This window comes from Pseudoduganella flava (genome assembly GCF_007830495.1).
Taxonomy (GTDB): domain Bacteria; phylum Pseudomonadota; class Gammaproteobacteria; order Burkholderiales; family Burkholderiaceae_D; genus Rugamonas; species Rugamonas flava.
In genome coordinates, this window is sequence record NZ_VLKW01000006.1 from 274,701 (window position 1) to 300,168 (window position 25,468).

23 protein-coding genes are annotated in these 25,468 nt (G+C 66.7%); 14 read left to right on the top strand and 9 right to left on the bottom strand.

The window, feature by feature from the left end; all coding sequences use genetic code 11:
• Positions 1-64 precede the first annotated feature (64 nt).
• From IP92_RS17225 to IP92_RS17280, 12 genes are all read left to right on the top strand, one after another.
• Positions 65-1,654: an acyl-CoA ligase (AMP-forming), exosortase A system-associated gene (locus tag IP92_RS17225; RefSeq protein ID WP_145877188.1), complete on the top strand. Its 1,590-nt coding sequence runs from the start codon at positions 65-67 to the stop codon at positions 1,652-1,654.
• Positions 1,651-2,895 (top strand): pyridoxal-dependent decarboxylase, exosortase A system-associated, encoded by a 1,245-nt coding sequence (locus tag IP92_RS17230; protein WP_145877190.1) that lies wholly within the window; start codon positions 1,651-1,653, stop codon positions 2,893-2,895. The genes IP92_RS17225 and IP92_RS17230 overlap by 4 nt, the downstream gene beginning before the upstream one ends.
• Before the next feature lie 78 nt (positions 2,896-2,973).
• On the top strand, positions 2,974-4,752 hold the full coding sequence (locus IP92_RS17235; RefSeq protein ID WP_229418828.1) for an asparagine synthetase B family protein: 1,779 nt from the start codon (positions 2,974-2,976) through the stop codon (positions 4,750-4,752).
• A 1-nt stretch (position 4,753) separates the two neighbouring features.
• Positions 4,754-5,788 carry a polysaccharide deacetylase family protein gene (locus IP92_RS17240; protein WP_145877195.1) on the top strand — a complete coding sequence of 345 codons (1,035 nt, stop codon included), beginning with the start codon at positions 4,754-4,756 and terminating at the stop codon, positions 5,786-5,788.
• Positions 5,785-6,372, top strand: coding sequence for an arsenate reductase/protein-tyrosine-phosphatase family protein (locus IP92_RS17245; protein ID WP_145877197.1), 588 nt, complete (start codon positions 5,785-5,787; stop codon positions 6,370-6,372). Before IP92_RS17240 ends, IP92_RS17245 begins: the two co-directional genes overlap by 4 nt.
• Positions 6,369-7,475, top strand: a complete 1,107-nt coding sequence (locus IP92_RS17250; protein WP_145877199.1) for an acyltransferase family protein — start codon at positions 6,369-6,371, stop codon at positions 7,473-7,475. The genes IP92_RS17245 and IP92_RS17250 overlap by 4 nt, the downstream gene beginning before the upstream one ends.
• A complete protein-coding gene (locus IP92_RS17255) occupies positions 7,472-8,662 on the top strand; it encodes a carboxylate--amine ligase (protein WP_145877201.1) in 1,191 nt (396 codons plus the stop codon). Before IP92_RS17250 ends, IP92_RS17255 begins: the two co-directional genes overlap by 4 nt.
• Before the next feature lie 14 nt (positions 8,663-8,676).
• The gene (locus tag IP92_RS17260) at positions 8,677-9,684 is read left to right on the top strand and encodes a glycosyltransferase family 2 protein (protein ID WP_158206762.1); all 1,008 of its coding nucleotides are present in this window, start codon (positions 8,677-8,679) and stop codon (positions 9,682-9,684) included.
• Positions 9,681-10,685: a glycosyltransferase family 2 protein gene (locus tag IP92_RS17265; RefSeq protein WP_158206763.1), complete on the top strand. Its 1,005-nt coding sequence runs from the start codon at positions 9,681-9,683 to the stop codon at positions 10,683-10,685. Before IP92_RS17260 ends, IP92_RS17265 begins: the two co-directional genes overlap by 4 nt.
• 99 nt (positions 10,686-10,784) lie before the next feature.
• Positions 10,785-13,538: an XrtA/PEP-CTERM system TPR-repeat protein PrsT gene (gene prsT / locus IP92_RS17270; protein ID WP_145877208.1), complete on the top strand. Its 2,754-nt coding sequence runs from the start codon at positions 10,785-10,787 to the stop codon at positions 13,536-13,538.
• Between the two features lie 149 nt (positions 13,539-13,687).
• A complete protein-coding gene (locus tag IP92_RS17275) occupies positions 13,688-14,554 on the top strand; it encodes a PEP-CTERM/exosortase system-associated acyltransferase (protein WP_145877210.1) in 867 nt (288 codons plus the stop codon).
• Positions 14,551-15,360 carry a PEP-CTERM/exosortase system-associated acyltransferase gene (locus tag IP92_RS17280; protein WP_145877213.1) on the top strand — a complete coding sequence of 270 codons (810 nt, stop codon included), beginning with the start codon at positions 14,551-14,553 and terminating at the stop codon, positions 15,358-15,360. Before IP92_RS17275 ends, IP92_RS17280 begins: the two co-directional genes overlap by 4 nt.
• Positions 15,361-15,364: 4 nt before the next feature.
• On the opposite strand, the gene IP92_RS17285 is transcribed toward IP92_RS17280, so the two are convergent.
• Positions 15,365-16,207, bottom strand: a complete 843-nt coding sequence (locus IP92_RS17285; RefSeq protein ID WP_145877215.1) for a ThiF family adenylyltransferase — start codon at positions 16,205-16,207, stop codon at positions 15,365-15,367.
• A gap of 368 nt (positions 16,208-16,575) precedes the next feature.
• On the opposite strand from IP92_RS17285, the gene IP92_RS30505 reads away from it, so the two are divergent.
• Positions 16,576-17,463 (top strand): PEP-CTERM sorting domain-containing protein, encoded by an 888-nt coding sequence (locus tag IP92_RS30505; protein WP_145877217.1) that lies wholly within the window; start codon positions 16,576-16,578, stop codon positions 17,461-17,463.
• A 48-nt stretch (positions 17,464-17,511) separates the two neighbouring features.
• On the opposite strand, the gene IP92_RS17295 is transcribed toward IP92_RS30505, so the two are convergent.
• From IP92_RS17295 to IP92_RS17325, 8 genes are all read right to left on the bottom strand, one after another.
• Positions 17,512-18,348 (bottom strand): lytic transglycosylase domain-containing protein, encoded by an 837-nt coding sequence (locus IP92_RS17295; protein WP_145877220.1) that lies wholly within the window; start codon positions 18,346-18,348, stop codon positions 17,512-17,514.
• Between the two features lie 4 nt (positions 18,349-18,352).
• Positions 18,353-19,072, bottom strand: coding sequence for a GAF domain-containing protein (locus IP92_RS17300; RefSeq protein ID WP_145877222.1), 720 nt, complete (start codon positions 19,070-19,072; stop codon positions 18,353-18,355).
• Between the two features lie 49 nt (positions 19,073-19,121).
• The gene (locus IP92_RS17305) at positions 19,122-20,216 is read right to left on the bottom strand and encodes a nucleotidyltransferase domain-containing protein (protein WP_145877225.1); all 1,095 of its coding nucleotides are present in this window, start codon (positions 20,214-20,216) and stop codon (positions 19,122-19,124) included.
• Positions 20,213-21,121 (bottom strand): HprK-related kinase A, encoded by a 909-nt coding sequence (locus IP92_RS17310; RefSeq protein ID WP_145877228.1) that lies wholly within the window; start codon positions 21,119-21,121, stop codon positions 20,213-20,215. Before IP92_RS17310 ends, IP92_RS17305 begins: the two co-directional genes overlap by 4 nt.
• 2 nt (positions 21,122-21,123) lie before the next feature.
• Positions 21,124-21,357 carry an HPr-rel-A system PqqD family peptide chaperone gene (locus tag IP92_RS29935; RefSeq protein WP_158206764.1) on the bottom strand — a complete coding sequence of 78 codons (234 nt, stop codon included), beginning with the start codon at positions 21,355-21,357 and terminating at the stop codon, positions 21,124-21,126.
• Complete coding sequence (locus IP92_RS17315) at positions 21,357-21,929, bottom strand: hypothetical protein (protein WP_158206765.1); 573 nt, start codon at positions 21,927-21,929, stop codon at positions 21,357-21,359. The genes IP92_RS29935 and IP92_RS17315 overlap by 1 nt, the downstream gene beginning before the upstream one ends.
• Positions 21,930-22,115: 186 nt before the next feature.
• On the bottom strand, positions 22,116-22,691 hold the full coding sequence (locus IP92_RS17320; protein ID WP_145877499.1) for an XrtA/PEP-CTERM system exopolysaccharide export protein: 576 nt from the start codon (positions 22,689-22,691) through the stop codon (positions 22,116-22,118).
• A 149-nt stretch (positions 22,692-22,840) separates the two neighbouring features.
• Positions 22,841-23,629 carry a S1 family peptidase gene (locus tag IP92_RS17325; RefSeq protein WP_145877233.1) on the bottom strand — a complete coding sequence of 263 codons (789 nt, stop codon included), beginning with the start codon at positions 23,627-23,629 and terminating at the stop codon, positions 22,841-22,843.
• Positions 23,630-23,937: 308 nt separating this feature from the next.
• On the opposite strand from IP92_RS17325, the gene IP92_RS17330 reads away from it, so the two are divergent.
• Positions 23,938-25,467: an XrtA system polysaccharide chain length determinant gene (locus IP92_RS17330; protein WP_145877235.1), complete on the top strand. Its 1,530-nt coding sequence runs from the start codon at positions 23,938-23,940 to the stop codon at positions 25,465-25,467.
• The last annotated feature ends 1 nt before the right edge of the window (position 25,468 follow it).

The window sequence follows — 25,468 nt, forward strand, 5'->3', positions numbered from 1 at the left end:
CCTGGATTTCCATACGGTCACAAAAATAATGTCTCCTGGGGAATCAGCACTTGCAGGACATCTCATGAGCGACCTCATCCACGACTTCATATTCCGGTCGGCACAGCGTACGCCGGCCGCCGAAGCCCTCGTCCATGGCAACCGCCGGGTCGATTACGCGGGCCTTGCCGGGCTCGTCCGCCGCAGCGCCGCCGCGCTGCTTGCCAGCGGCCTCGAACGGGGCGAGCGGGTCGCCGTCTACATGGAAAAAAACGTCGAGAACGTGGCCGCGATGTTCGGTGCAGCGGCTGCCGGCGGCGTGTTCGTGCCCGTCAATCCGCTGCTCAAGCCGGAGCAGGTGGCGTACATCCTGGCCGATTGCAACGTGCGCGTGCTGGTCACGACGGTCGACCGGCTGCGCCTGCTGGCCGGCGTGCTGCCGTCCTGCCGCGACCTGCGCCTCGTCATCGCCGTCGGCGCGCAGGACACCGCGCCCGCCGTGCCGTGGCTGGAAGTGCAGGCATGGGACGACGCACTGGCGCGTGCCCGGCCCGACGAAGCAATGCCGCACCGCGCGATCGATACCGACATGGCCGCGATCCTGTACACATCCGGCAGCACCGGCAAGCCGAAAGGCGTGGTGCTGTCGCATCGGAACATGGTGGCGGGCGCGCAAAGCGTTGCCGGCTACCTGGAAAACACGCCGCAGGACCGCATCCTCGCCGTGCTGCCGCTCAGCTTCGACTACGGCCTGTCGCAGCTGACCACGTCGTTCCACGTCGGCGCGACGGCGGTGCTGATCAACCACCTGCTGCCGCGCGACGTGCTGAATGCCGTCGTCGCCGAGCGCATTACAGGCCTGGCCGCCGTGCCGCCGCTGTGGATCCAGCTGGCGCCGCTGCCGTGGCCGGCGGATTGCACCTTGCGTTACCTGACCAACTCCGGCGGCGCGATGCAGCGCCCGACGCTGGACGCGCTGCGCCTCGCGCTGCCGAACGCGCGGCCGTTCCTGATGTACGGCTTGACGGAGGCCTTCCGCTCGACCTACCTGCCGCCCGAGGAACTGGAGCGCCGCCCCGATTCGATGGGCAAGGCGATTCCGAACGCCGAGGTGATGGTGCTGCGGCCGGACGGCAGCGAATGCGCGCCGCACGAGCCGGGGGAGCTGGTGCATCGGGGCGCCCTGGTATCGCTGGGCTACTGGAACGACCCGGCCAAGACGGCCGAGCGCTTCAAGCCGATCGGCGCGCGCCACTACGGCCTGCCGCTGACGGAACTGGCCGTGTGGTCCGGCGACACGGTGCGGCGCGATGAAGAAGGCTTCCTGTACTTCATCAGCCGCAACGACGAGATGATCAAGACGTCCGGCTACCGCGTCAGCCCGACGGAGGTCGAGGAAGTCGTGTATGCGCGCGAGCACGTGGCCGAGGCGGCCGCGATCGGTGCCGCGCATCCTGCGCTGGGCCAGGCGATCGTCGTCATCGCGTATCCGCGCGACGGGGCGGCGCTGACGGCGTCCGACCTGCTGGCTGCCTGCAAGCCGCACCTGCCGGCCTACATGCTGCCGCAGAAGATCGTCATCGCCGCCGCGCCGCTGCCGCGCAACCCGAACGGCAAGATCGACCGCAAGCTGCTGGCCACGCAGTACGAAAGCGTCTTCACGGAGCAGCAATGAGCGACACCACCAAGCCGCGCCCGCAGCACGCGCCGCTGCTGCAGTTCCCTATCGTCGACGATTGCCTGCAGGTCGGCGGCATGCCGTTGACCCGCCTGGCGCAACGCGTCGGCCAGACGCCGTTCTATGCCTATGACCGCGCGGCGCTGACGGCGCGCGTGGCGGAACTGCGCCGGCACCTGCCGCGGGACGTGCACCTGCACTATGCGATGAAGGCCAATCCGATGCCGGCCGTCGTGCAGCACATGGCCACGCTGGTCGACGGCATCGACGTCGCCTCCGGCGGCGAGCTGCGCGTCGCGCTCGATACGCCGATGCCGCCTGCGCACATCAGCTTTGCCGGCCCGGGCAAGAGCGACGCCGACCTGTCTGCCGCGATCGCGGCCGGCATCGTGCTCAATCTGGAATCGGAAGGCGAGACGGAGCGCGCCGCGCGCATCGGCGCCGCGCTCGGCATCACGCCGCAGGTGAACGTGCGCGTCAATCCGGACTTCGAACTGAAGTCGTCCGGCATGAAGATGGGCGGCGGACCGAAGCAGTTCGGCGTCGATGCCGAGCGGGTGCCCGCGCTGCTGCGCCGCATCGGCGAACTGGGACTCGACTTCCACGGCTTCCACATCTTCTCCGGCTCGCAGAACCTGAAGGCCGCCGCATTGCACGAGGCGCACGAAAAGACGTTCGCGCTGGCGCTGCGCCTGGCCCAGGACGCGCCGCGCGCGCCGCGCATTCTCAACATCGGCGGCGGCTTCGGCATCCCCTACTTTCCGGGCGAGGAGCGGCTCGACCTGGCCGCCGTCGGCGCCAACCTGCATGCCGTGATGGAGACGGTGCGCCCGCAACTGCAGGGCGCGCAGGTCGTCATCGAACTGGGGCGCTATCTCGTCGGCGAGGCCGGTGTGTACGTGTGCCGCGTCGTCGACCGCAAGGAGTCGCGCGGCACCGTCTACCTGGTGACGGATGGCGGCCTGCATCACCACCTGTCGGCATCCGGCAATTTCGGCCAGGTGATCCGCAAGAACTACCCGGTCGTGATCGGCAATCGCGTCGCGGGCGGCGAACGCGAAAAGGCTTCCATCGTTGGCCCGCTGTGCACGCCGCTGGACCTGCTGGCCGACCAGATGGAGCTGGCCCGCGCGGGGCCGGGCGACCTGGTCGCCCTGCTGCAGTCGGGGGCGTACGGCATCACGGCAAGCCCGGGCGGCTTCCTCAGCCACCCCGCCGCATTGGAAGTGCTGGTCTGACAAACACTGGGGGTCACGATGAGCGGTATATGTGGATGGATCGGTTGGAACACGCCAGAGCGTGACCTGATCGAGAAAATGGCAGTACCGCTGGGCCGCTTCGACGGCACCGCGACCGAAAGTGCAATGGGCGCCCGCTGCGCGGTCGCCGTGGCGGCCCTGGAAGGCGCGGCCGACATCCACCTGCGCGATGGCGTGCTGGCCGCCGTGTGGGGCCACCCGGTGCTGCGCGATGCCGCGCTGGCCGACCAGGCGGCGCAGCAGGGCGTGGCGGCCGTGCTGGCGGGCCAGCGCCACCTCGGCCCCGAGAAGCTGTGCGCGCTGCTCGACGGTGCCTTTGCGCTGTGCGTGCTGGACGAACGGGCTGGCGAAGCGATCCTCGCCACCGACCGCGCCGCCGTGAGCCCGCTGACGTGGCAGGTGGCCGGCGAAACGCTGCTGTTCGCATCGTCCGCGGACGCCTTGTTGCGCCATCCGCTGGTGCGCGGCGAGATCGATCCGCAGGGGATCTACAACTACGTCTACTTCCACATGGTGCCGGCACCCGGCACTGTCTACCGGGACCAGCACCGGCTGCTGCCGGGCCACTACCTGCATTACCGGCAGGGCCGCATCGAAACGCAGCCCTACTGGCGCATGCGCTTCCAGGAAGACGGCAAGCGCTCGTTCGACGACCTGAAAAGCGACTTCCTGGCCCAGCTGCGCCACGCGGTCGGCACGGCGGCCGGTGGCGCGAAGGTGGGCGCCTTCCTGTCGGGCGGCACGGACAGCTCGACGATCGCCGGCATGCTGTGCGACGTGACCGGTACGCCGGCGGATACCTACTCGATCGGTTTTGCCGCCCAAGGCTACGACGAGATGGAATACGCGCGCATCGCGTCGCGCCATTTCGGCACGCGCCACCACGAATACTATGTGACGCCGGAAGACGTGGTGGCCGCGATCCCCGACGTGGCGGCAGTTTGCGACCAGCCGTTCGGCAACGCATCGGCCGTGCCGGCGTTCTACTGTGCGCGGCTGGCGCGCGCCGACGGCATCACGCGCATGCTGGGCGGCGACGGCGGCGACGAACTCTTTGGCGGCAACGAGCGCTATGCGAAGCAGCACGTGTTCGCGCTGTACGAACGCGTGCCGCCGCTGCTGCGCAAGGCGCTGCTGGAGCCGGCCGTGTTCAACTTCCCCGGCGGCGACCGGGTGACGTTGCTGCGCAAGGCGAAGAGCTACATCGAGCAGGCCTCGGTCGGCATGCCGGCCCGGCTGGAAACCTACAACCTGCTGGGCCGCTACGGCGCGCAGCAGGTGTTCAGTGCCGACTTCCTGGCCGGCGTCGATACGGGCGAACCGCTTGCCGGCCTGGCGCGCACATATGACGCCAGTGACGCGAAAAGCCTGATCAACCGGATGCTGGCGCTGGACCTGAAGATCACGCTGGCCGACAACGACTTGCCTAAGGTGATGAAGGCATGCGAGCTGGCCGGCGTCGAGGCCGCGTTCCCGTTCCTGAACGACGCGATGGTGGCGTTTTCCGCCGGCCTGACGCCGCAGCAAAAGCTGAACGGCACGCAGCTGCGCTGGTTCTTCAAGGAGGCGTTGAAGGGCTTCCTGCCGAACGAGATCATCACGAAGCAGAAACACGGCTTCGGGCTGCCGTTCGGCGTCTGGCTGCAGCAGCACAAGGGTTTGCAGGAGCTGGCATCCGATAGCCTGACGGACCTGAAGCGGCGCGGCATCGTGCGCGGCGACTTCATCGAGCAGCTGACCGGCCGCCATTTGCAGGAGCATGCGGGGTATCACGGCACGATGGTGTGGGTGCTGATGATGCTGGAACAGTGGTTCCGCCAGCGCGCCGGAGCGTGACATGCGCACGCGGGTCTGCATCTCGATCGATACGGAGTTTTCCATCGGCGGTGCGTTCACGGATCCGGCGCGCCTGCCTGTCGCCGAGCCGATGGTGTGGTGCGAGGTGGATGGCCGCTCGCAGGGGCTGGGCTTCCTGCTCGACACGTTCGAACGCCACCGCATTCCCGCCACGTTCTTTGTGGAGGCGGCGCAGCGCTACTACTTCCGCGACGCCGACCCGATGGGCACGATCGCCCGCCGCATCGCCGCGCACGGGCACGAGGTGCAGCTGCACACGCATCCCTGCTGGTCCGTGTTCCGGCACGACGACTGGCGCGAGCAGGTAACGCGCGAACCGCGCCAGGACGATTTCTACGGCCGTGCCGAAGAGGACACGGTGCACCTGCTGCGCCAGGGCCAGGAGACGTTCGCCGACTGGGGCGTGCCGCTGCCGACCGTGTTCCGCTCCGGGAACCTGCAGCACGACGACACCCTGTTCGCGGCCATGGCGCGCTGCGGCATTCCGTACAGCTCCTGCGTGGGGCTGGCCGTGTTCGACAGCGGCGACGCGCGCTACCGGCTGTACAGTGGCGCCCACCCGCGCCATGGCGTGCTCGAGATGCCGGTGCTGACGTTCGAGGACTGGCGCATCGGCGGCCGCCGCCACCGCAAGACGCTGACGATCGCCGGCACCAGCTTTGCCGAGACGCGCCTGCTGCTCGAGCGCGCCCACGAGCAGCGCGTGCCGCTGGTCGTCATCCTCACGCACCCGTTCGAATACGTGCAGCGCCGCGACGATGGCATGCGCACGGCGCGCCGCAACGCGCTGCACCAGGGCCGGCTGGAACGCCTGTGCCGCTACCTCGACTGCAATCGGGACCGCTTCCAGCCCACCGGCCTGGGCGAAGCGGGCAGCGCCTTGCAGGCCGCGCCGGACGAGCGCAACGTCCTGCTGCAAGGCAGCGGCTGGCGCAGCGTGCGGCGGCTCGCCGAGCAGGTGGCGTACGACCGCTACGGCAAGTGGGCGCTGGCGCGCCGTGGAGCGCCGGCATGAAGGCGTGGCTGAATGCGCGCTTCGGCACCTGGCGCGGGCTGGTGCGGTTGCTGCTGGCGCATGCGGAGCTGGTCACCGGACGATTGTGGCCCTTCCGGCTGCGCGATCCGGCGGCGGTGCGGCGCGTGGTGTTCGTCTGCCTCGGCAATATCTGCCGCAGCGCGTACGCGGAACAGGTGGCGCGTGCCGCCGGCCTGCACACGGCGTCGCTCGGGCTGTCGACGACGACCGGCGCGTGCTCGCCCGACCAGGCGCTGGCCGCCGCGGCGCGCCAGCATTTGCCGCTGGACGCGCACCGCGCCTGCGACTGGAAGGACTTCGAGGTGCGGCCCGGCGACCTGCTGCTGGCGATGGAGGTGCGCCAGGCGCACGAGCTGCTGCGCCGCCTCGGCGGCCGCGAGGACGTGCAGGTCGCCCTGCTTGGCAACTGGTGCAGTCCGCCGCTGCCGCACCTGCACGATCCGTTCACGCTGTCGGACGCGTATTTCGACACGTGCTTCACCCGCATCCACGCAGCCGTCGGCGCCCTGGGGGCGCAGCTGCCGGCGGCGCGCGCACCGTCACTGCAAAGGAGGCAACGATGAGCCGCGAATTCTCGCTGTATCTCGATGCGGTGCGCTTCCTGGCCGCGCTGATGGTCGTGTTCTACCACATGAACATGCGCTGGCTCAGCACGAAGATCCTGCCGCTGTCCGACCACGGCCATGCAGCCGTGATGGTGTTCTTCGTGTTGTCCGGCTATGTGATCTCGTACATCCACGCACAGCGCGAGAACACGCCCGCCGAGTACTGGGCCAGCCGGCTGTCGCGCTTTTATTCGCTGGCCGTGCCGGTCGTGCTGGTGACGCCGCTGCTGGACATTGCGGGCGAGGCCCTGAACCCGGCGATCTACGAAGGCTGGACGACGCATGGCTTGGCCTTGGTGCGCATCGTCAGCAGCCTGGCGTGGCTGAACGAGGTGTGGACGATCTCGATCATGTCCTTCTCGAACACGCCGTACTGGTCGCTGTGCTACGAGATGTGGTACTACATCATGTTCGCCGTCTGCGTGTTCACGGCGGGGCGCACGCGCGTGCTGCTGCTGGCCGCCTGCGCGCTGGTGGTGGGACCGAAGATCCTGCTGCTGGCCCCGGTGTGGGCGATGGGTGTCGCGCTGCATCGCTGGAAAGCGCTGCAGCGCACGTCGTTCGGTGTGGGGCTGGCGCTGTTTGCCGGCTCGCTCGTCGCGTTCGGACTGTTCCAGCACTTCCGCCTGACGGATATCGGCAGCGACTGGATGCGCCGGCTCGTCGGCGAAGCGCTCCACCATCAGCTGACGTTCTCCCGCTTCGCGCTGACCGATTACCTGCTGGGCGCCATCGTCGCCGCCAACTTCGTCGGCGCGCGTGCGATCGCGCCCGCCCTGGGCCCCGTGCTGCTGCCGCTGGCGCGGCCGATCCGCTGGCTGGCCGGCTACACGTTCTCGCTGTACCTGATGCACCAGCCGCTGCTGCTGTTCTATGGTGCCGCGATCGGCGGCGATCCGGCCGGCCCGCTGTACTTCCTGGAAGTGCTGGGCGCGATCCTCGTCACTGTCTGGCTGGTGGGATCGGTCACCGAGCGCCGCCGCCACCTGCTGCGCGCGTGGCTGCTGGCGCGGCTGCAGTCGCTGTCGGCGTTGCGCCTTGCCGCGCGGGGCACCCGATGACCCCCGCCGTCGTGCTGGGCATCGACACGCCGATCGGCCTGGCGATCGTGCGCAGCCTGGGCCGGCACGGCGTGCCCGTGACCGGCATCGCGCGGGGCATGGCGGCACCGGGCCTGTCGTCGCGCTATCTGCGCGAAGGCTTGCTGCGCGCGGACGATGCGCAGGGCACGCTGGAACAGCTCGAATCGCTGTCCCGGCGCCTGGGGCCAGCGTGCCTGTTCGCGATCTCCGAAGGCGACATCGCGCTGCTGAACCGCCATCGCGACCGTCTCGCCGGCTACCGGCTGATGTTCCCGGACGCGCGCCGCATGGATGCGGTACTGGACAAGCACCGCACCTACGCCGCCGCGCGCGCCGCCGGCGTGCCCGTGCCCCGTACGGTGCAACCGGCCACGCTGGACGATGCCGCGGCGGCCGCGCCGGAACTGCGCTATCCGGTCGTGCTGAAATGGGCCGAGCCGAACGAGGCCGGCATCCTGCTGCGCCGCGCGGGCCTGGAGCTGGACAAGACCCGCTACTGCCACGATGCGAACGAACTGCTTGCCTACCTGCGTCGCTTCGAGCCTGTCGGCCGCTATCCGATGATCCAGGAGTACTGCGCCGGCTATGGGCTGGGGCAGTTCTTCCTCGTCAAGGATGGCGTCGCGCATGCCGTGTTCCAGCACCGCCGCCTGCACGAGTGGCCGCCGGAAGGCGGCGTGTCGACGCTCTGTGAGTCGGTTGGGCTGGAACATCACGCGGCGCTGCGCGAGCGCTCGCTGGCGCTGCTGCGCGAACTGGATTGGGAGGGCATCGCGATGGTCGAATACCGCTACGATCCGCAGCGCGGCGAGGCGGCGCTGATGGAAATCAACGGGCGCTTCTGGGGCAGCCTGCCGCTGGCCTGCCACGCCGGCGTGGACTTCCCGTGGCTCGCCTACTGCCTGCTGGGCAACGGCGCAGCGCAGCCGCAGCCGGCCTACCGCGCCGGCATGCGTTGCCGCTTCATGATCCCCGAGACGAAGCGGCTGGCACGCCTGCTGTTCCAGCCCGGTGCCGTGGCCGACCGCCAGCTGGCGTTCTCGCGCGGGCGCGAGCTGCTGGGCTACCTGGCCGATTTCCTGCGCCCGTCGATGCGCTATTACCTGTTCACGTGGTCGGACCCGGCGCCGTTCCTGCGCGACCTGTGGCACGTGGTGCGGCGATGACGAGAGGAGGCACGATGCAGACGATCGACCGGAGCGCGCGCGGCGGCGAGACCGTGACGGTGGCTGTCGTGATCCCGTATTTCCAGCGCCGCCCCGGCATCCTGGCGCGCGCGCTGCGTTCCGTTATCGCGCAGACGGCGCACGCACGACTGGACGTCATCGTCGTCGACGACGGCTCGCCCGTGCCCGCCGCGGACGAGGTGGCGCAGCTGCCGGAAGCGCAGCGCGGTGCCATCCGCGTGATCCGGCAGCGCAATGCGGGCCCCGCCGCGGCGCGCAACAACGCGCTCGATCACGTCACGCCGGACACCGAGTTCGTTGCCTTCCTGGATTCGGACGATATGTGGGAGCCCGAGCACCTGGCCAATGCGCTGCGCGCGCTGGATGCCGGTTACGACTTCTACTTCGCCGACTTCTACCAGCTGAACCAGACGGTCGGCGCGTTCGAGCGGGCTGGCCGCATCGAGCCGGCACGCCACGCGCTGCTGCCGGGCGAACGCCACCTGCACGTCTACCAGGCCGACATGCAGGCGCAGATCCTGGGCGGGAACGTGATCGGCACGCCGACCGTCGTGTACCGCTTCCGGTCGCTGCGCACGTTGCGCTTTCGCGAGGAGTTCGTGTACGCGGGCGAGGACTACCTGTTCTGGCTCGACCTGTCGCGAATGACGGACCGGATCGCCTTCTCGTCGGCGCGCGAAGTGGTGTGCGGCGATGGCGTCAACGTGTTTTCCGGCTCCGGCTGGGGCACGGAAAAGTCGCTGATCCGGCTGCACTATGAGATGAAGTACAAGAAGGCGATCGCGCGGCTGTATCCGCTGACGGAGCGCCAGGTGAAGGAAAACCGCGCCGCCGTGCTGGCGCTGCGGCGCAGCTTCGTCGCCGACGTCGTGCATCGCGTCGCGCATCGCAAGCCGTTCGCGGGCGTGATGTGGAAGCAGTTGAAAGTCGATGCACCCAGCGTGCTGTGTTTCGTGCCGCTGGCGATCGGCCTCGTGCTGCGGCGGGGACGCGCTGCGTGAGCCGTGTCCTCGTCAGCATCTTGAACTGGAACGGCGCGGCGCAGACGCTCGCCTGCGTGCAGGGCGTGCTGCGCCAGCAAGTGCCGGCGGGAGCGGGCATCGACATCCTCGTCATCGACAACGGTTCCGAGCCGCCCGATGCGGCAGCGCTGGCCCAGGGGCTGGCCGCGCTGCCGGTCGCGCTGCGCCGCGAGCCTGTCAATCGGGGCTTCGCGGGTGGCCACAACCTCGCCGTCGCGCACGCGCTGGAGGCGGGGCACGACTACGTCTGGCTCGTCAACAGCGATGCCGTGATGGGCGACGAGCAGGTGCTGGCGCGGCTGCTGGCCTTGATGACGGACGAGCCCCGTTGCGGCGCGGCGTCGCCCGTGCTGGCGATCCTCGACCAGCCGGACAAGGTGTACTTCTGCGGGAACTTTCACGACTGGGACAGCCTGGCCACGCACCGCGCGCGCGACGTCGACGACGCCCGCGCCACGGCGCCGCACCGGCGCGCGCAGCAATGGGTGCCCGGCACGGCGATGCTGCTGCGGACGCAGGCGCTGCGCGCAGCCGGCCCGCTCGACGAACGGATGTTCGCGTACTTCGAGGACGACGAGCTGTGTGCTCGTATGGCCGCACACGGCTGGCACAGCGGCGTGGCATACGACGCGCGCGTGCTGCATGCGATGCCGCGCCGGGAGACGGACCGCCCGCCTTACTACTTCTACCTGATGGCCCGTAACTACCTGCTGTTCTGGCACGGCAGCACGCCGGCAGCGCACCGCCGCCGGCTCGCGTTGAAGTTGCTCGATCGCGCGCTGTACGACGTCAATCGGCTGCGTTACCGGGGCTTTCCGGAACAGGCCCGCGCGGCGCTGCTCGGGGTGGAGGATTTCCTGCGCGGGCGGCACGGCCGGCCGATGCTGGAGCGGTCCGTCGCGTTGCCGCTGCGCTGGTTGCGCGCGCTGTTGTGGCTACCCCACGTGCGTGCGCTGCGCCGCCTCGACGAAGGGGACTAGCCGGCGTTGTCGCGTTGCGCCGCAACCGCACTCAGCCTATTGCTCCGCGGCGCCTACCATGTCAGTATTGTGTTAATCAATTTGCCACAAAGGTCGACCATGTCCCTGCGAACGACAAAGGCTGCCGCGGCAGCGATGATGCTGGCGGGTGCGCTGGCCGGCTGCAAATCCGATACCGCCGAGTCGCTGCTGGCGGACGCCCGGCAGTACCAGCAAAAGGGAGACAACAAGGCGGCCGTGATCCAGCTGAAGAATGCGCTGGAGAAGAATCCCGACCAGCCACAGGCCCGTTTCCTGCTCGCGACGATCGCGCTGCAGATGGAGGATGCGCTGACGGCCGAGAAGGAAGCGCGCCGCGCGCTGGCGTTGAAGGTGCCGCCGGCCGAGGTGCTGCCCGTGCTGGGCAAGGCGTTGACGATGCAGGGCAAGTACCAGGCGGCGCTGGACGACATGGCCGCCGCGCCGGACACGCCGCAGGTGCTGTCCCTGCGTGGCAATGCCTACCTGGGCCTGGGCAAGACGGACGAAGCGAAACAGGCGTTCGATGCCGCGCTGGCCGGCCAGCCGGGGCAGGGTGACGCGCTGACGGGGCTGGCGCGCCTGGCCGCTTCGCAGCAGCAGTGGGACGACGCCAAACGCCTGGTGGAGGAGGCGATCGCGAAGAACCCGCGGCACGAAGGGGCGTGGCAGTTGACGGGCGACCTGCTGCGGGTACGGAACCAGCCGCAGGAAGCGATGGCCGCCTACCGCGAAGTGTTGAAGATCAATCCCGCGCACCGCAGCGCCCACCTCGACCAGGCCGAACTCAATATCGCCGCCCGCCAGTACGATGCGGCGCAGGCCGACATCGACGCGGCCCGCAAGACGACGCCGAACAACTTCCTCGTGCTGCACCACCAGGCGTTGCTGGACTTCTCGCGCAACAACATGAAGGACGCGCAGAGCAACCTGCTGAAAGTGATGCAGGTGGCGCCGAACCACATGCCGAGCGTGCTGCTGTCCGGCGCCGTCGCGCTGAACCTCGGGCTGCTCGAGCAGGCCGAGAAGGACTTGCGCCGCTACGTCGAGTGGAATCCCACGAACCTGTACGCGCGCAAGATGCTCGTCAGCACGCTGCTGAAGACGCGCCAGTTGAAAGACGCGGAAACCGTGCTTGCGCCGGCGCTGGAGGATGGCAAGGCCGATGCGTCAGTACTGGAACTGGCGGCCGAGCGTGCCATGCTGGACCAGCGGTACCAGCAGGCGGCGAGCTACTTCCAGCAAGCGGCACAGCGCGATCCGCAACGAGGTTCCGTACGTACGGGCCTGGGGCTGGCGAAGCTGGCGCTGGGCGACCGTGCCGGCGGCGCCGCCGAGCTGGAAGCGGCGGCCAAGCTCGCGCCCGGCTCGCTCGACACCGTGGCCACGCTGGTGCGCGCGCAGACCAGCATGGGCGAGTACGACAAGGCGTTGGCCAGCATTGGGCTTGTCGAGAAAGCCCATCCGAATTCGCCGGTGCTGCTGAACCTGAAGGGCGGCGCTTGGCTCGGCAAGAAGGACGTCAAGGCGGCCCGTGCCGCCTTCGACGCGGCAATTGCCGCCGACCCCACGTATTACCCGGCGGTGGCGAATGCCGCGCAACTGGACTTGCAGGCGAAGGACACGGCGGGTGCCAAGGGACGTTTCGAGAAACTGCTGGCAAAAGATGCCAAGAATGCCGATGCGATGGCGGCGCTGGCGCAGATCGCGTTGACGCAGAACGACCAGGCTGGTGCGACCGCGTGGCTGGAAAAAGCGGTGGCCGAACAGCCGGACGCTGTCGACCCGGCGATCCGGCTGGGCGAGCACTACCTGGCGACCGGCGCTGCGCCGAAGGCGCTGACATTGCTCAGCAAGTACCAAGTGGCGAATGCCGACAACGCGGCGCTGCTCGACCTGCTTGGCCGCGTGCAGATGGCCAACAAGGATGCGAACGGCGCCATCGAGACGTTCAGCAAGCTTGCGAGCGTACGGCCGAAGTCCGGCGCCGCGCAATTGCGGTTGGCGACAGCGCAGCTGGCCCGCAACAACGAGCCGGCCGCCGCCGAGGCGCTGAAGAAGGCGGTCGCCGTCGAGCCGGATTTCATGCAGGCCTATGTCGCCCAGGCCGACGTGGCGATGCGCAAGCGCGACTACGAGGGCGCGCTGGCGATCGTGCGTGCGATGCAGCAACGTTTCCCGAAGTCGCCCGTCGCGTTGCTGCTCGAAGGGGATCTGTGGATGACGCAGGGCAAGCCTGCGCAAGCCGTGCGGCCCTATGAGCGGGCCTATGCGCTGGCACCGACGGCGCCGATGTTGATGAAGCTGAGCAAGTCGCTGCTGGGCAGCGGCAAGGCTGCGGAGGCTGACCGGCGCGTCGCCGAGTTCCGCAAGCAACACCCCGGCGAGCCGCTGGCGGCGATGTATGTGGCGGAAAACCTGATGGGTGCGAAACAGTACAGGCAGGCGATCGTGGAACTGGAAGGCGCGTTGAGGGCCGCGCCGGACAACGTCGTGGCGCTCAACAACCTCGCGCTGGCTTACCAACAGGAAAAAGACAGCCGGGCGCTGCCGACGGCGGAAAAGGCGTACAAGTTGGCTTCTACGCATCCGCTCGTCATGGACACGCTGGGCTGGCTGCTGGTCGAGCAGGGCAATGTCGCGCGCGGCATGCCGCTGCTGCGCGAAGCGGCGCGCCTCGCACCGGACACGGCCGATGTGCGCCTGCACCTGGCCCAGGCACTGGCCCGGTCGGGCGATAAGTTGAATGCCCGCAAGGAATTGGAATACGTGCTGGCGAAGGGAACATCGCAGCCGCAGCAGGAAGCAGCACGTTCTCTAATGAAACAACTTTGAATTCTTTTGCGGAAAAGCAAAATATCGGTGGGCTACTGATATTTAATGTAGGAAATTTTAAATTTCGGCGACCGAGCCGATCAGGCGAGATTTTTCGTTAAAGATCGGTTAATCTCAGCGATATTGCCTTTTAAAAGCGTAGACAGAACGTGCTACCCGCCACCCGGCCCAGCCAACTGCGACTGTTCTTCGACAGGATACTCGGCAAGCGAGACATCCTGATTCCGTACTTCGACTTCGTCGAAGTGCCGGCCGGAGAAAGTCGCGGAAAGACGATCCGGGACATCTACCACTTGCGGTACGAAGTGTATTGCGTGGAGCGCGCGTTTCTGGACTGCGACAAATACAGCGATCAGCTCGAAACTGACGAGTTCGATCATTGCTCTACTCACTTTGCTGCTTACAACCACGACCGCGATATCGTCGGCACTGTCCGCCTCGTGCAACCTGAAGAACACAAGCTGTACCCGTTCGAAAGCCACTGCACGTTGTTCGACGATTTTCGCTTTCCACCGCGCGAGAAAGCTGGGGAGATTTCCCGCTTGGTGGTCCGCAAGTCGTACCGTCGGCGCCGCGGCGATTCCATGGAAGGTGTTTCCAAGGATTTCGTCGAGGGTGGCCGCACTCCGCCATCGCCACGCTTGCGCGAGCAGCGTGGCAACAGTCCGCTGTTGCTGTTGGGCCTGTATCGGGAGATGTACCGGCATAGCCGCCGGCACGGCATCCGCTATTGGTACGCAGCGATGGAACGCTCGCTGGCCCGGTCCCTGGACAGGATGGGCTTCAAGTTCGTGCCGATCGGGCCGGCGACAGATTATTACGGGCCGGTAACGCCCCATATCGTCGACCTCGAAGAGCTCAGCGAACGGTTGCACAGGGAGAATCCCTTCCTCGCCGCATGGTTCAGCGACGAGCCGATTCCCCTGTGGATCCAGCTTAAGTCCCTGGTCGTCAGTACGATGATCGGTGCCCCACGCAAAAACGGAGGGGCACGACCCGAAGAGAGAGAGAAATGATCCTTTTCCCCGAATTGGACCGTTTGCAGGCCCGCTCCCCAGAGCCCGCAAACGGTTTTCCCACCCGTAAGACCCCAGTTTCCCTCCCACTTTTTCGCAGTTATTGCGGCCGCGCGCTGGGTGGAGTCCCCGCCGAGATTGCCCGCCTGCGCTTCGAGGTCTATTGCCTGGAATGTGCATTCCTGCAATCGGAGACGTTTCACGAAGGGCTGGAACACGATCAGTACGATACGCACGCGATGCATTTCGCCGCGTACACGCTGGAAGAGCGCGTGGTCGGCGCCGTTCGGCTCGTTCAGCCGAAGGACGGCAAACCGTATCCGTTCCAGCAGTACTGCAAGCCGTTCGACGGTTTCGAACTGCCGCCAGGTGGCGAAGCGGCCGAGATCTCGCGCCTGGTGGTGCGCAAGGGGCACCGCCGGCGCCGCGCCGATTCGCTGCTGGGCGTGCCGGGCCGCGACGGCCTGGCGCAGGATTGGTATGACCACGAACAGTGGCGCCGCGAGCGGGGCCGTCGCGGCGACGAGCGCGACTCGCCGATGCTGCTGTTCGGCCTGTACCGCGAAATGTACCGCCACAGCCTGCGCAGCGGCATCCGCTACTGGTACGCGGCGATGGAACGCTCGCTGATCCGTTCGCTTGAAAGGCTGGGCTTCGCGTTCGAGGCGATCGGACCGCAGGCCGATTACTACGGCACCGTGACGCCGTGCCTGCTCGACCTGCGCGCGATGGAAGAGCGGCTGCACAACACCAACCCGGCACTGGCCAGGTGGTTCATGCAGCGCCCGCTGGGGCTCGCGGCCTGACGCGTCAGGCGGCCGGGGTGTCGGCGCTGATGTCGATCAGCTTCGTCACGTGATTGCGGAAGCTGTGCACGACCATCTGCGGCGAGGTCGGCACCGGCAGCCCGGCCAGCAGGTCCGTCATCATCGACAGCGCCAGCGCGGCGACGGTGAAGCTGCCGATCGCCAGCTGCGATGCCGGGCAGGGGCGGCCGTCTTCCATGATCGTCAGCGCCCGCGCCACCTGCTCGACCACCTGGCGGTCGAGATGGGCACCGATGCGCGCCATGATCTTGCCGAACACGTTCGAATAGCTGGCATCGCCTTCGTGGGTAGCCTGCGAAACGTCGTGCGCGATGATTTGCGCCAGCGAACCTCGTGCATCGGCAGGGAAATACAGCACCCCGGCGCCGAAGCCGATCGACAGCGCCGTGAAGATCGGCCGCTTCAGCTGCTGCGCCGCCGTGTGCAGGCTGAGAATGGCTTCCAGGTCGAGGAAGTCGATCGTGTCGAAGATGATGTCGACCTTGCCGACCAGTTCGGCCGCGTTGGCCTTGTCGAGGTTGGCAACGATCGCTTCCACTTCCGCTTCCGGATTGATGCGCAGGATGTGTTTCTTCAGCGCCTCCGCCTTTGGCGCGCCGATATCGTCGAATTCGAAGAACTGGCGATTCAGGTTGTGCGCGTCGACGGTATCGCCGTCGATCAGCACGAACTTGCGGAAGCCCGTGCGGGCCGCGCAGATTGCTGTCGAGCTGCCCAGTCCATTGCCGGCAATCAATAAGGACGTGTCGCGGATCTTTGCCTGCGTGGCCGGATCGATGTATCCCTCGTTGCGCGTGACGAACGTGTCATAGTTGAATACGGCCATGAATTTCTCCTTGCCAATTCTTTAATACGACTAGCATAAGCCATAACGCCTGTGCCCGCGCATTTTGTCGGCAAACTTTACAGTAGTTTTCCGACGCTGCCCACGCAAGTTATTTTCGATTGAAAAGCGCGAGTTTTTTCTCCTGCCGCTCGTGCTTCCGGACCAATAATTCCATTAAGAAATTAATTCAGTGCTGGACTGTCGAAAAACTTTACATCCTGCGCTAGCGCAAAGTTTTTGCAGTTCAGTTCCCCACCCTAATACGCTGATTTCACTAGGACTTTTCCGATAAGCCTACGTTTGGCACGCCGATTGCTTATCAGTGCAGGACGCTGCATGAGGCGCCTCTAACGAATGGAGATCTACAAATGTTAATCAAGAAATGGATGGCTGCGGCATCTCTTGGTTTGGCGGCGCTGAGCGCATCCGCCACGCCATTGGATGCACTGACCGGCAACGTGAACATCAAGCTGCAGGGCTTGACGACGGAAAACAACACCTGGGCCGGCACCAACGAGACCACCTGGGGTATCGGCAGCATCAGCCAGATCACGGCTACGGGCGGCCAGGTGTGGAACATGGGCGCCAGCGACGGCACTTACCTGTACTACATGATCTACGGTATCGCCGACCTGAACACGGTCCAGAATGCCACCGGCACGTTCGACCTGTACAACGTGGGCGCAACGGGTGGCCTGGGCGATGGCCGCATCCACCTGGACATCTACCGCACGACGACCAACATCCTCGAACTGACGTCGGACTTCAATGCCCAGGTCGGCGATCGCACCGGCTACAACATGCACTCGCTGCTGCAGGGCCTGGGCCCGGCTTACCTGCAACTGGAGTTCGGCGAAGGCAAGCAGCTGGCCAACGTGGCCGGCGGCACGGACCCGACGGCCGACGAAACGATCTCGACGCTGGTGCAGAATACGACGTCGGCAACGCTGCCGGCAGCCGGTACCGGCCAGTTCTTCGCCGACGTGATCGGCGGCACCGCGGCGAACCAGTGGAACACGAACGGCCTGTTCGGCCACGACATGGACGGCAAGTTCACGCTGTCCACGAACGGCGCGTCGCAAGGTTCCGGTGTTTGCACGGACGAGGAAGTGACGGGCCCGAACCCGACCTGCTTCACGGGCTTCATCAACGACCCGATCCGCGCCATTCGCGCCGTGCCGGAACCGGGCTCGCTGGCGCTGATCGGCTTGGGCCTCGTCGGCCTGGCCGGCCTGCGCCGTCGCGTCGGCAACTGATTCCCAGCCGCACATCAAATGCCCGGCAGTGCCGGGCATTTTTTTTGTTCAAGGCGTGGGCGGCAGCGGATGAATCTTGTGCGGGTACAGCATCGCGATGCGGCGCACGTAAGAGCGCGTTTCATGGAACGGCGGTACGCCGCGGTAATGCAATACCGCCGCTTCTCCAGCGTTGTATGCCGCCGTCACGCGTTCCACATCGCCATCGAACAACTTCAGCAGCGTGCGCAGATAAGCAAGCCCCCCACGGACATTCGATTCCGGATCGAACGGATCGGCCACCGCAAAGCGCCGCGCCGTCTGCGGGATCAGCTGCATCAGCCCCTGCGCATTCTTGGGCGACACGGCGTGCACCCGGAAGCCCGATTCCACGGCGATCACGGCCAGCGCCAGTTGCGGGTCGACGTCGTATTGGGGTGCCAGCGTTTCGACCAGTTGGCGCACCGGATTGTGCTGCGGTGGAATGGCGGCAGGCAGCGCCGCCCATGGATCGGGCGCGAGCTCCAGCTGCAACGGTGGATCGGGTTCCATACAGGCCGGCAGCGGCGCCTGGACCGACGCCGGTAACGCGGCCACAAGCCGCGCGGCCTGTTCATGGCCTTGCGCCGCGGCAAGCTCGAACAGCCGGCGCGCCACACCTTCGTCACGCGGGCCGCCGCGACCGTTGATGATCATCCAGCCCAGCGCGTATTGCGCATCGGCGACGCCTTGCCGCGCGAGCCGGCAATACAACTCGGCGGCGCGGGGCAGGTCGCGCGGCATCCCTTCGCCGTGTTCCAGGGCGGCCGCGGTCGCCATGACGACGGCGGGCGGCGCGGCCCGCGCGCACGCGCAGTGGAGCATGGCGCAGCACAAGGCCAGCTTGGCGGTTGACGAGGTGCGCATCGGGTCACTCCTTTTCCTCGCGCGCGTCAGCCTTGGCGCGGGTCAGCTGGCTGTTCAGTTCCGAGATGATTTCCGTTGCGGCCTGCACGATCTGGCCGGACGCGAAACCGGCCCTGACCATCTCCCGATAAAACGACTTCGCCAGCACCCGCGCGAGCCGGCCCGGGTGGCGATAGGTCGTGGCTGAAGCCGGCGCGTCGCGCAGCAGCGCCAGCTGGGCAAAGCGGGACGCCAGCACGCCTTGCAGCTGCGCCGCCTGCATCGCCTTGCCGGCGAACAGCGCGATCAGTTGCAGGGTCGGCAGTGCAAGCGGACCGGGAAACGCTGCGCCGGCGCCGGCACTGGCATTGAGCGTGCCGGCAATGCGACCGTCGATCGGGACCGGCACGACGATCAGGCCGCCGGTGGAGCGGCGCGCCAGATGCGCGTACGGGGAGGTGGCGATGTCGGCAATCACAAGCGGCAAGCCGCTGGCCAGTACCTGACCCGCCAAGCCTTCGCCATGCGCCACCGACGCCGTCAGCGCCGCGGCGGCCAGCGGACCATGGCTGGCGCATACGCTCATCCGGATAACGCCGTCGTCGGCACCGTCGGCCTGCATCAGCGAGCAGGCCTCGGCGTCGACGAAGCGGGCCGCAAGGCTCGTCAGCTGCTGGAGATCGTTGCCGGCCTCCGCGAGGCCCTGATGCAGCGCCTGCAACGCGAGTGACGTGTCGTTGGCCATCGGTTTCTCCGGGGTGGACGGCTTCAGTGTAGCGGCCCCGTCGGCGGTTTCACGCTGTTTCAGGGCCGAGTTTGCGCGGCGACAGAAACGCCTTGTGGAACAGGTGCCGGGCCAGCAGCAGCGGCGGCATGCGCAGCCAGTTGCCGCGCAGGTAAAGCAAGAATCGGGCAACGCCGCTGCCGCCGTCGCCGCAGCTGGTGTGCTCCGGCAGCAGTGCGCGCCGGAACAGCCAGTCCATCAGCGCCCGCAATGGCGCGGCGGGGCCGGCCACGTCCGCACGCACCGTGTCCGGCACCTCCGTGCCCAGCAGCAGCGTCGCGTAGCGCAGTGCATAGAACAGCGGACGCTCGAGCTGCAGCTGGCGCGCCCGGGGCACCAGCTCTGCCCAGAAGCGGCGCTCGCGGCCGAAGTGGCGCAGCAGCCGGTGGATGTCGAGCAAGTCGCGCAAGCCGTTGTTGAACTCGCCGTCGTTGAACAGGTGCACCGCGCTGTGCAGCACCATGTCGACGGGCGCCAGCACGTGGACGCCCGGCATGCCGGGAACCGGCTGGGCCGCCGCGCGCAGCAGCGCCGGGTCAGGCCGGCTGGCGGCCGTCTTCGGCAAAATTGCGTGGTGCACGTCGATCATCGATGCGCGGCGCATGTGCCGCATCGGCGGCAGCTCATGCATCCACTCGCGGTAGTAGCGCTGGTCGTAGGCGTCGTGGTGCGTGCCGGCCCAGCCCGCCAGCATCAGTGCCGCTTCCGCTTCCGCGAGCCGCTCCTCGGGAACGAGCACGTCGATGTCGGAAAACAGCCGGCCCTGGGCGGGCGGCAGGCCGGCCACTGTGTAGGCCGCGCCTTTCAACAGGATCAGCGGCAAGCCGAGGCCGGCCAGTGCCGTGCCGATCAGCCGTACTTCCCACAGCACACCCTGGCGGTGCCGGCGCGTCAGCACGCGCGCCCAGTCCAGCTGTTCGCGCGCCGGCGCCGGGATCCGGTCGAGCAGGCCGTCTTCTTCCAGCAGGTACGCCAGCGCCGCCAGCAGGTTGGCCGCGCCGGCCTGGCGCAGCAGCAGGTCCCAGCCGGCTTCGTCCAGGTTGGCCAGCCGCGCCGGCGTGGCCAGTGCCGTCAGCAACAGCGGCTGCAGGCGGGTCGGCGTCATGGAAGAGAATCGAAGAAGGCCAGCGCGTCGTCCAGCAGGCCGTAGCGGAAGCGCCAACCCGCGCTGCGTTCGACGAGGCCCGCAAGCGCCGTGAACCCTTCCGCGCCGAGCAGGCTGTAGTTGAAGCAGTTCTGCGCCAGCTGCATGAACGTGTCGGCGCGTGGCAGCGGATCGGCGGCCAGGGTGGCGCCTGCTTCGAAGCGGGGAAAGACGACCCAGCCAGGCAGTGCGGATTCGCCCGCGCGCGCCACGCTGGCAGCGGGGGCACGCAGATGCGCCACCGTGCCCTTGACGGTGTCGGTGACGGGGCGGCTCATCACGCTGTCCGGCACATAGTCGCGGATCACGCCGATCGACGCGTTCTTCAGGCTGATCGGGCGCGGCAGCGGATGGAGCAAGCCGTCGTCCAGGCGCAGCAACGTCAGCTCGTCGGACAGCAGGCGCCAGCCGCCGCGCCCGACCAGTGCCGCGCACAACGTGCTCTTGCCGGAGCCGGGCGGCGCGGGCAGGATGGCGGCGCATCCCCCTTTCTCGACGACGGCCGCGTGCACGATCAGGTAACGGTTGGCGCGGCTGGACACGCACCAGTTCAGCCCCCATTCGAACATCGGGAATGCCTGGTCCAGCGGCAGCGGCTTGAACATCGAGCGGCCGTCGTACAGCAGGGTGACTTGCGGCCGCAGCCAGCGGCGCGGCGTGGCGGGCCTTACCAGCTCCAGGTGGAAGTCGGCGAAGCGGTCGTTGTCACACAGTGGATAGGCGCCGTACAGCAGGTGGATGCCGTCCGCCACGCCGGCGATCGGCGAACGCAGCCGCGTGGTGAAACGACCCGTACCCAAGTTGATGCCCGGTCCCGCGAGGCGCTCGCCCAGTTCGGCCCGGGTCAGGCTGGCGACGGTAGCCATGGTCAGCAGGGTTCGATCAGGTGCAGCTGGCGCAGCGTTGCCAGCATGTCGGCGAGCTCGGGCGCGGCCAGTTCGTCCGCGCCCACGTCGCCGTCACGCAGCGCCAGCAGCAGCCGCATCGCGTCGTCGGAGAGCAAGTGGGTATCGCCGGACAGGTCGTTGTACAGCACGCAGGCGCCATCCCAGCCGCGGTGCAGCAGGGACTGGCCGGGAACGATGCGCCAGCACGACGGCATCAGTACATGGTGCCTTGCAGGTATTCGACGATCTTGGCGCCGTCCCAGCGCACGCCGGCCGTCGGCGTGTAATAGCCCTTGGCCTGGTACTCGTTCCAGATCCGCTGCAGCATCGGCACCGTCTGGAAGGTCGACAGCCCCGCCTTCACGTTGAGGTAGCAGGCCATCAGGTGGCGGCCGATGCCGTAGCGGTCCCACGATTTCGTTTCCAGGATCCCGGCCTGCGTGACGGCGCCGTAGGTTTTCGTGTTCAGGCTGTTGCATGCGAACACCTTTGCGTACAACTGCGTCTTGTTCGTGCCGCCCGGCCAGCTGTGCGTTTTCCAGTAGCCCGGCGAGCGCCCCGCGCACACGGGCTGTGGGCCGCGGAAGCTCTGCAACCCGCCGGACAGGTAGCCCGACGGCGTCGTGCAGATTTCGCACGCCATGCCGGGCTGGCTGTGCAGCGTCAGCAGGACGCCCGACGCGGCGACGCCGGCCCGCGTGAAGCGGCGCCGCGCCGTCCCTTCGGGCGACAGATTTGCCTCGCCAGGCTCCCCGGCAGGGGCATCGTGCTGTTGTTCGGTGGCCACGTTGGGGTCCTTCAAGGTGGTCGGGCGGATTGGACGGTTCTGCAGTGAACATAAGCAAGTCCCGTTCCTGAGTTCCCACCGCTTGTTCGGCGGCTAGCAAAATCAATGAGTTACCGCAAGAACCTGCGCTGTTTAGCGGATCAGTTATTGATCTGGCTCAGAGGCTGTAAAGATTCCCGACAGCGATCAGAAGAAACTCTCCGGGATTACCAGAATGTCGCCCGGCCGCATCGATACATTGGCGGAGATGTCGCCGTCCCTGATCAGGTCGTTCAGGCGGACGCGGTACTGCTGCTGCTTGCCGTCCACCGTGCGGATGATCGTGGCCCGATTGCCTGCCGCGAATTCAGTGACGCCGCCCACGGCGATCAGCACGTCCATCAGCGACATGTCGCGGCGGTACGGCAGCGACTGCGGCCGGGCAGCTTGCCCGATCACGCGGATCTGTTCGTTGTAGGTGCCGACGAAGCCCGTGACGATCACCGTCACCACCGGTTGCTGGATGTACTTGGCGAGCGCCTTCTCGATGTCGCGCGCCAGTTCCGTGGGGGTCTTGCCGCTCGCTTCCAGGTCTTCCACGAGCGGCGTCGTGATCTTGCCGTCCGGCCGTACCGGCACGCTCTGCGACACTTCCGGATTGCGCCACACGATGATGTTGACGTTGTCGCCGGGGCCGATCACATAGTCGGGGGCGGCACTGGGGCCCGCATCCGTCAAGGTTGCGTGGCCCGAGCTGGCGCAACCGCCCAGAGCACCCAGCATGACCACACCTGCCGCCAGCCAATTGAACAGCGTTTGGTATTTCACGGAACTCTCCAGTTTGGATACGAAGTTACCTAAAAGTAACTTTCATTGTGTAAATTTTCTGTTGTCTATTTTATACGAGATGGAATGTCGGTCGTGACATTTTTTTACTTGGCAGTGGCACTTTGCTGCAACAATTCCCGAACATAACGCACAGGGATCGCATACGATATCCCGCTGGGTTGGCTCAGTGCGTTTTCCTTCTGGCTCTTCAGGAAAGTCATGTTCAGCACGCCATAGACGACGCCGCTGTCCGGGTCGTAGACGGGGCTGCCGCTGTTGCCGGGGTAGGCCGTGCCGTCCAGCTGCATGATCTGGAATGGCCGGCGTTGCAGTTGCGAGATCGCGCGCGCGTCGAGCCGGCGCGAGCTGACGGACGGCAGCAGCATCGGCGTGATGGCGGACAGCATCGCGCGGTGGGTAACGGGTGTCAGTCCCAGGTTCATGCCGAGAGGGAAGCCGGTGAACGCGAGCGACTGGCCTTCTTCCGCGTCCGGCCCGTTGTCCAGCCGCAGCGGCGGGAGTGGCGTGCCGGCCAGGCGCAGGTGGGCCAAGTCGTGTTCGCGATCGACGCCGGCGATGGTCGCCGGGCGGAAGTCGAGCTTGTCGCCGCGGCCCAGCACGATGCCGAGCGTTTCCATCCGCTCCACGTCGAGCTCGGGTAACGCATGGGCGTTGGTGATGATCGACAGTCCATCACCGACGGCGAAGCCGGTCGCGACGAAGACGATGGCCGGGCTGCGGGTGCGCAGCATCGTGCCGACGCCGACGACGGACGGCTTCACGGCCGCGATCGTCTCCTTCAACGTCGCCGCGCCCACGGTTGGCCCGAGCACCGGCAACGCGGCACCGCAGGCAACGACAGCAGCGAGGAACAGGCGGGAAACGTGGCTCATCGGTTCAGGATAGCAGAAATGCAGCGGCGGCAAGCGGTCCACGGCAAGCCAAAAGTTGGTTGCACTCAAGAAATCTTCTTTCCGATCTGTCAGCGTTTTGCAACGGTGTTGTTGCTGTCATGTTGTAAAGAAAAATTAATATCAACCGGCAATGCTTTCTGCGGTATCATAGGACGATTGATGTAATTTAAGCAATAAACAGGCAGTGCAGTCGGTAACGGGCAGGTAACAATTCGCTGTAAAAGTCTGCGGGGAGCTGCGGCCCTCGACAGGCGGACTGGGACGGTTTACTGAAAGCGAGTATCGAGATGGCAGAACTGATTGCGCTGCTTTTGAGCTTCCTCAAAGCAATTGGTAAGTACCGCTGGTTCGCGGTAGCAATTACCTGGATGGTGGCGATTGCCGGCTGGGTGGTTGTGTACCGGCTGCCGAACGATTACCAGGCTTCCGCCCGCGTGTATGTCGACACGCAGAGCATATTGAAACCCCTGCTGGCCTCGATGACGACGCTGCCGAACACGGAGCAGCAGGTGATGTTCATGCGCCGCACGCTGATCAGCCGGCCGAACGTCGAGCGGGTGCTGCGCATGGTCGACCTGGACATCAAGGCCAAGAGCGTCAAGGAACACGAGAAGATCGTCGACGAGCTGATGAACCAGATCAAGGTCATCGGCACCGAGCGCGACGACATCTACACGATCTCGTACAACAATCCCGATCCGAAGCTGGGCAAGGAGGTCGTGCAGTCGCTGCTGACGATCTTTGTCGAGGGCAGCTTCGGCGGCAAGAAGCAGGATTCGGAAAAAGCGATCCAGTTCATCGACGACCAGATCAAGATGTACGAGGACAAGCTGGCCACCGGCGAGAACGCGCTGAAGGAATTCAAAATCCGCCACATGGGCCTGCTGCCGCGGCAGGGCGGCGACTACGCGTCCAGCTACGGCGAACTGAACGAGAAGCTCAGCCAGGCGCGCCTGGAGCTGCTGGAGGCGGAGCAGGCGCGCAATGCGATCAAGCGGCAGATGGCCGGCGAGGACATGGCGCCGGTGACCGACACCACCGAGCGCGCGATCGTCAATCCCGAGATCGACGGCCGCATCGGTTCGATCCAGAAGAACCTCGACCAGCTGCGCATGCAGTTCACCGAGGAGCACCCGGACATCGTGGCCGGCAAGCGCCTGATCGCCCAGCTGGAAGAGCGCAAGAAGGAAGAGGCGAAGAAGGTGAAGGCCAGCGATCCGGGCGCGAGCTACAGCCCGATGCTGCAGCAGATGAACGTCCAGCTGTCCGTCGAGGAGGCGCGCATCGCGTCGCTGAAGGCGCGGGTCGGCGAGTTCTCGGCGCGGCTGGCGCAGATGCGCTCGATGAGCACGCAGGCGCCGGAGATCGAGGCGCAGCTGGCCCAGCTCAACCGCGACTACGCCGTCAACAAGGAAAATTACGAAAAGCTCGTGCAGCGCCGCGAAGCGGCCAAGCTGTCGGGCGACCTGTCGACGGCCACCGACATGCTGACGTTCCGCGTGATCGATCCGCCGTCCGTACCGCTGACGCCGGCCGGGCCGCCGCGGCTGCGCCTGTACACCCTCGTGTTCGGCGGCGCGCTGCTGGCAGGCCTCGGCGCCGCGCTGCTGCTGGCACAGATCCGGCCGACTTTCCTCAGCCAGCACAGCCTGCGCGAGGTGACGGGCTTGCCGATCCTCGGCAGCATCGGCATGAACTGGACGGACCAGCAGAAAGTGCGTCGCCGCCGCCGGCTGTACGCGTTCACCGCCGCGGTCGCCTCGCTGTTCACCGCGTACGGCGGTGTCCTCGCCTTCACCCTTTTCCGGCAAGCGTAAG

Coding starts and splice junctions, on each gene's coding strand:
- IP92_RS17310 (WP_145877228.1), bottom strand. CDS start 21,121: ATGGCTACCGTCGCCAGCCTGACCCGGGCCGAACTGGGCGAGCGCCTC.
- IP92_RS17240 (WP_145877195.1), top strand. CDS start 4,754: ATGCGCACGCGGGTCTGCATCTCGATCGATACGGAGTTTTCCATCGGC.
- IP92_RS30505 (WP_145877217.1), top strand. CDS start 16,576: ATGTTAATCAAGAAATGGATGGCTGCGGCATCTCTTGGTTTGGCGGCG.
- IP92_RS17235 (WP_229418828.1), top strand. CDS start 2,974: ATGGCAGTACCGCTGGGCCGCTTCGACGGCACCGCGACCGAAAGTGCA.
- IP92_RS17250 (WP_145877199.1), top strand. CDS start 6,369: ATGAGCCGCGAATTCTCGCTGTATCTCGATGCGGTGCGCTTCCTGGCC.
- prsT (WP_145877208.1), top strand. CDS start 10,785: ATGTCCCTGCGAACGACAAAGGCTGCCGCGGCAGCGATGATGCTGGCG.
- IP92_RS17305 (WP_145877225.1), bottom strand. CDS start 20,216: ATGACGCCGACCCGCCTGCAGCCGCTGTTGCTGACGGCACTGGCCACG.
- IP92_RS17320 (WP_145877499.1), bottom strand. CDS start 22,691: ATGCTGGGTGCTCTGGGCGGTTGCGCCAGCTCGGGCCACGCAACCTTG.
- IP92_RS17330 (WP_145877235.1), top strand. CDS start 23,938: ATGGCAGAACTGATTGCGCTGCTTTTGAGCTTCCTCAAAGCAATTGGT.
- IP92_RS17325 (WP_145877233.1), bottom strand. CDS start 23,629: ATGAGCCACGTTTCCCGCCTGTTCCTCGCTGCTGTCGTTGCCTGCGGT.
- IP92_RS17225 (WP_145877188.1), top strand. CDS start 65: ATGAGCGACCTCATCCACGACTTCATATTCCGGTCGGCACAGCGTACG.
- IP92_RS17245 (WP_145877197.1), top strand. CDS start 5,785: ATGAAGGCGTGGCTGAATGCGCGCTTCGGCACCTGGCGCGGGCTGGTG.
- IP92_RS17260 (WP_158206762.1), top strand. CDS start 8,677: ATGCAGACGATCGACCGGAGCGCGCGCGGCGGCGAGACCGTGACGGTG.
- IP92_RS29935 (WP_158206764.1), bottom strand. CDS start 21,357: ATGCCGTCGTGCTGGCGCATCGTTCCCGGCCAGTCCCTGCTGCACCGC.
- IP92_RS17300 (WP_145877222.1), bottom strand. CDS start 19,072: ATGGCCAACGACACGTCACTCGCGTTGCAGGCGCTGCATCAGGGCCTC.
- IP92_RS17285 (WP_145877215.1), bottom strand. CDS start 16,207: ATGGCCGTATTCAACTATGACACGTTCGTCACGCGCAACGAGGGATAC.
- IP92_RS17295 (WP_145877220.1), bottom strand. CDS start 18,348: ATGCGCACCTCGTCAACCGCCAAGCTGGCCTTGTGCTGCGCCATGCTC.
- IP92_RS17280 (WP_145877213.1), top strand. CDS start 14,551: ATGATCCTTTTCCCCGAATTGGACCGTTTGCAGGCCCGCTCCCCAGAG.
- IP92_RS17230 (WP_145877190.1), top strand. CDS start 1,651: ATGAGCGACACCACCAAGCCGCGCCCGCAGCACGCGCCGCTGCTGCAG.
- IP92_RS17255 (WP_145877201.1), top strand. CDS start 7,472: ATGACCCCCGCCGTCGTGCTGGGCATCGACACGCCGATCGGCCTGGCG.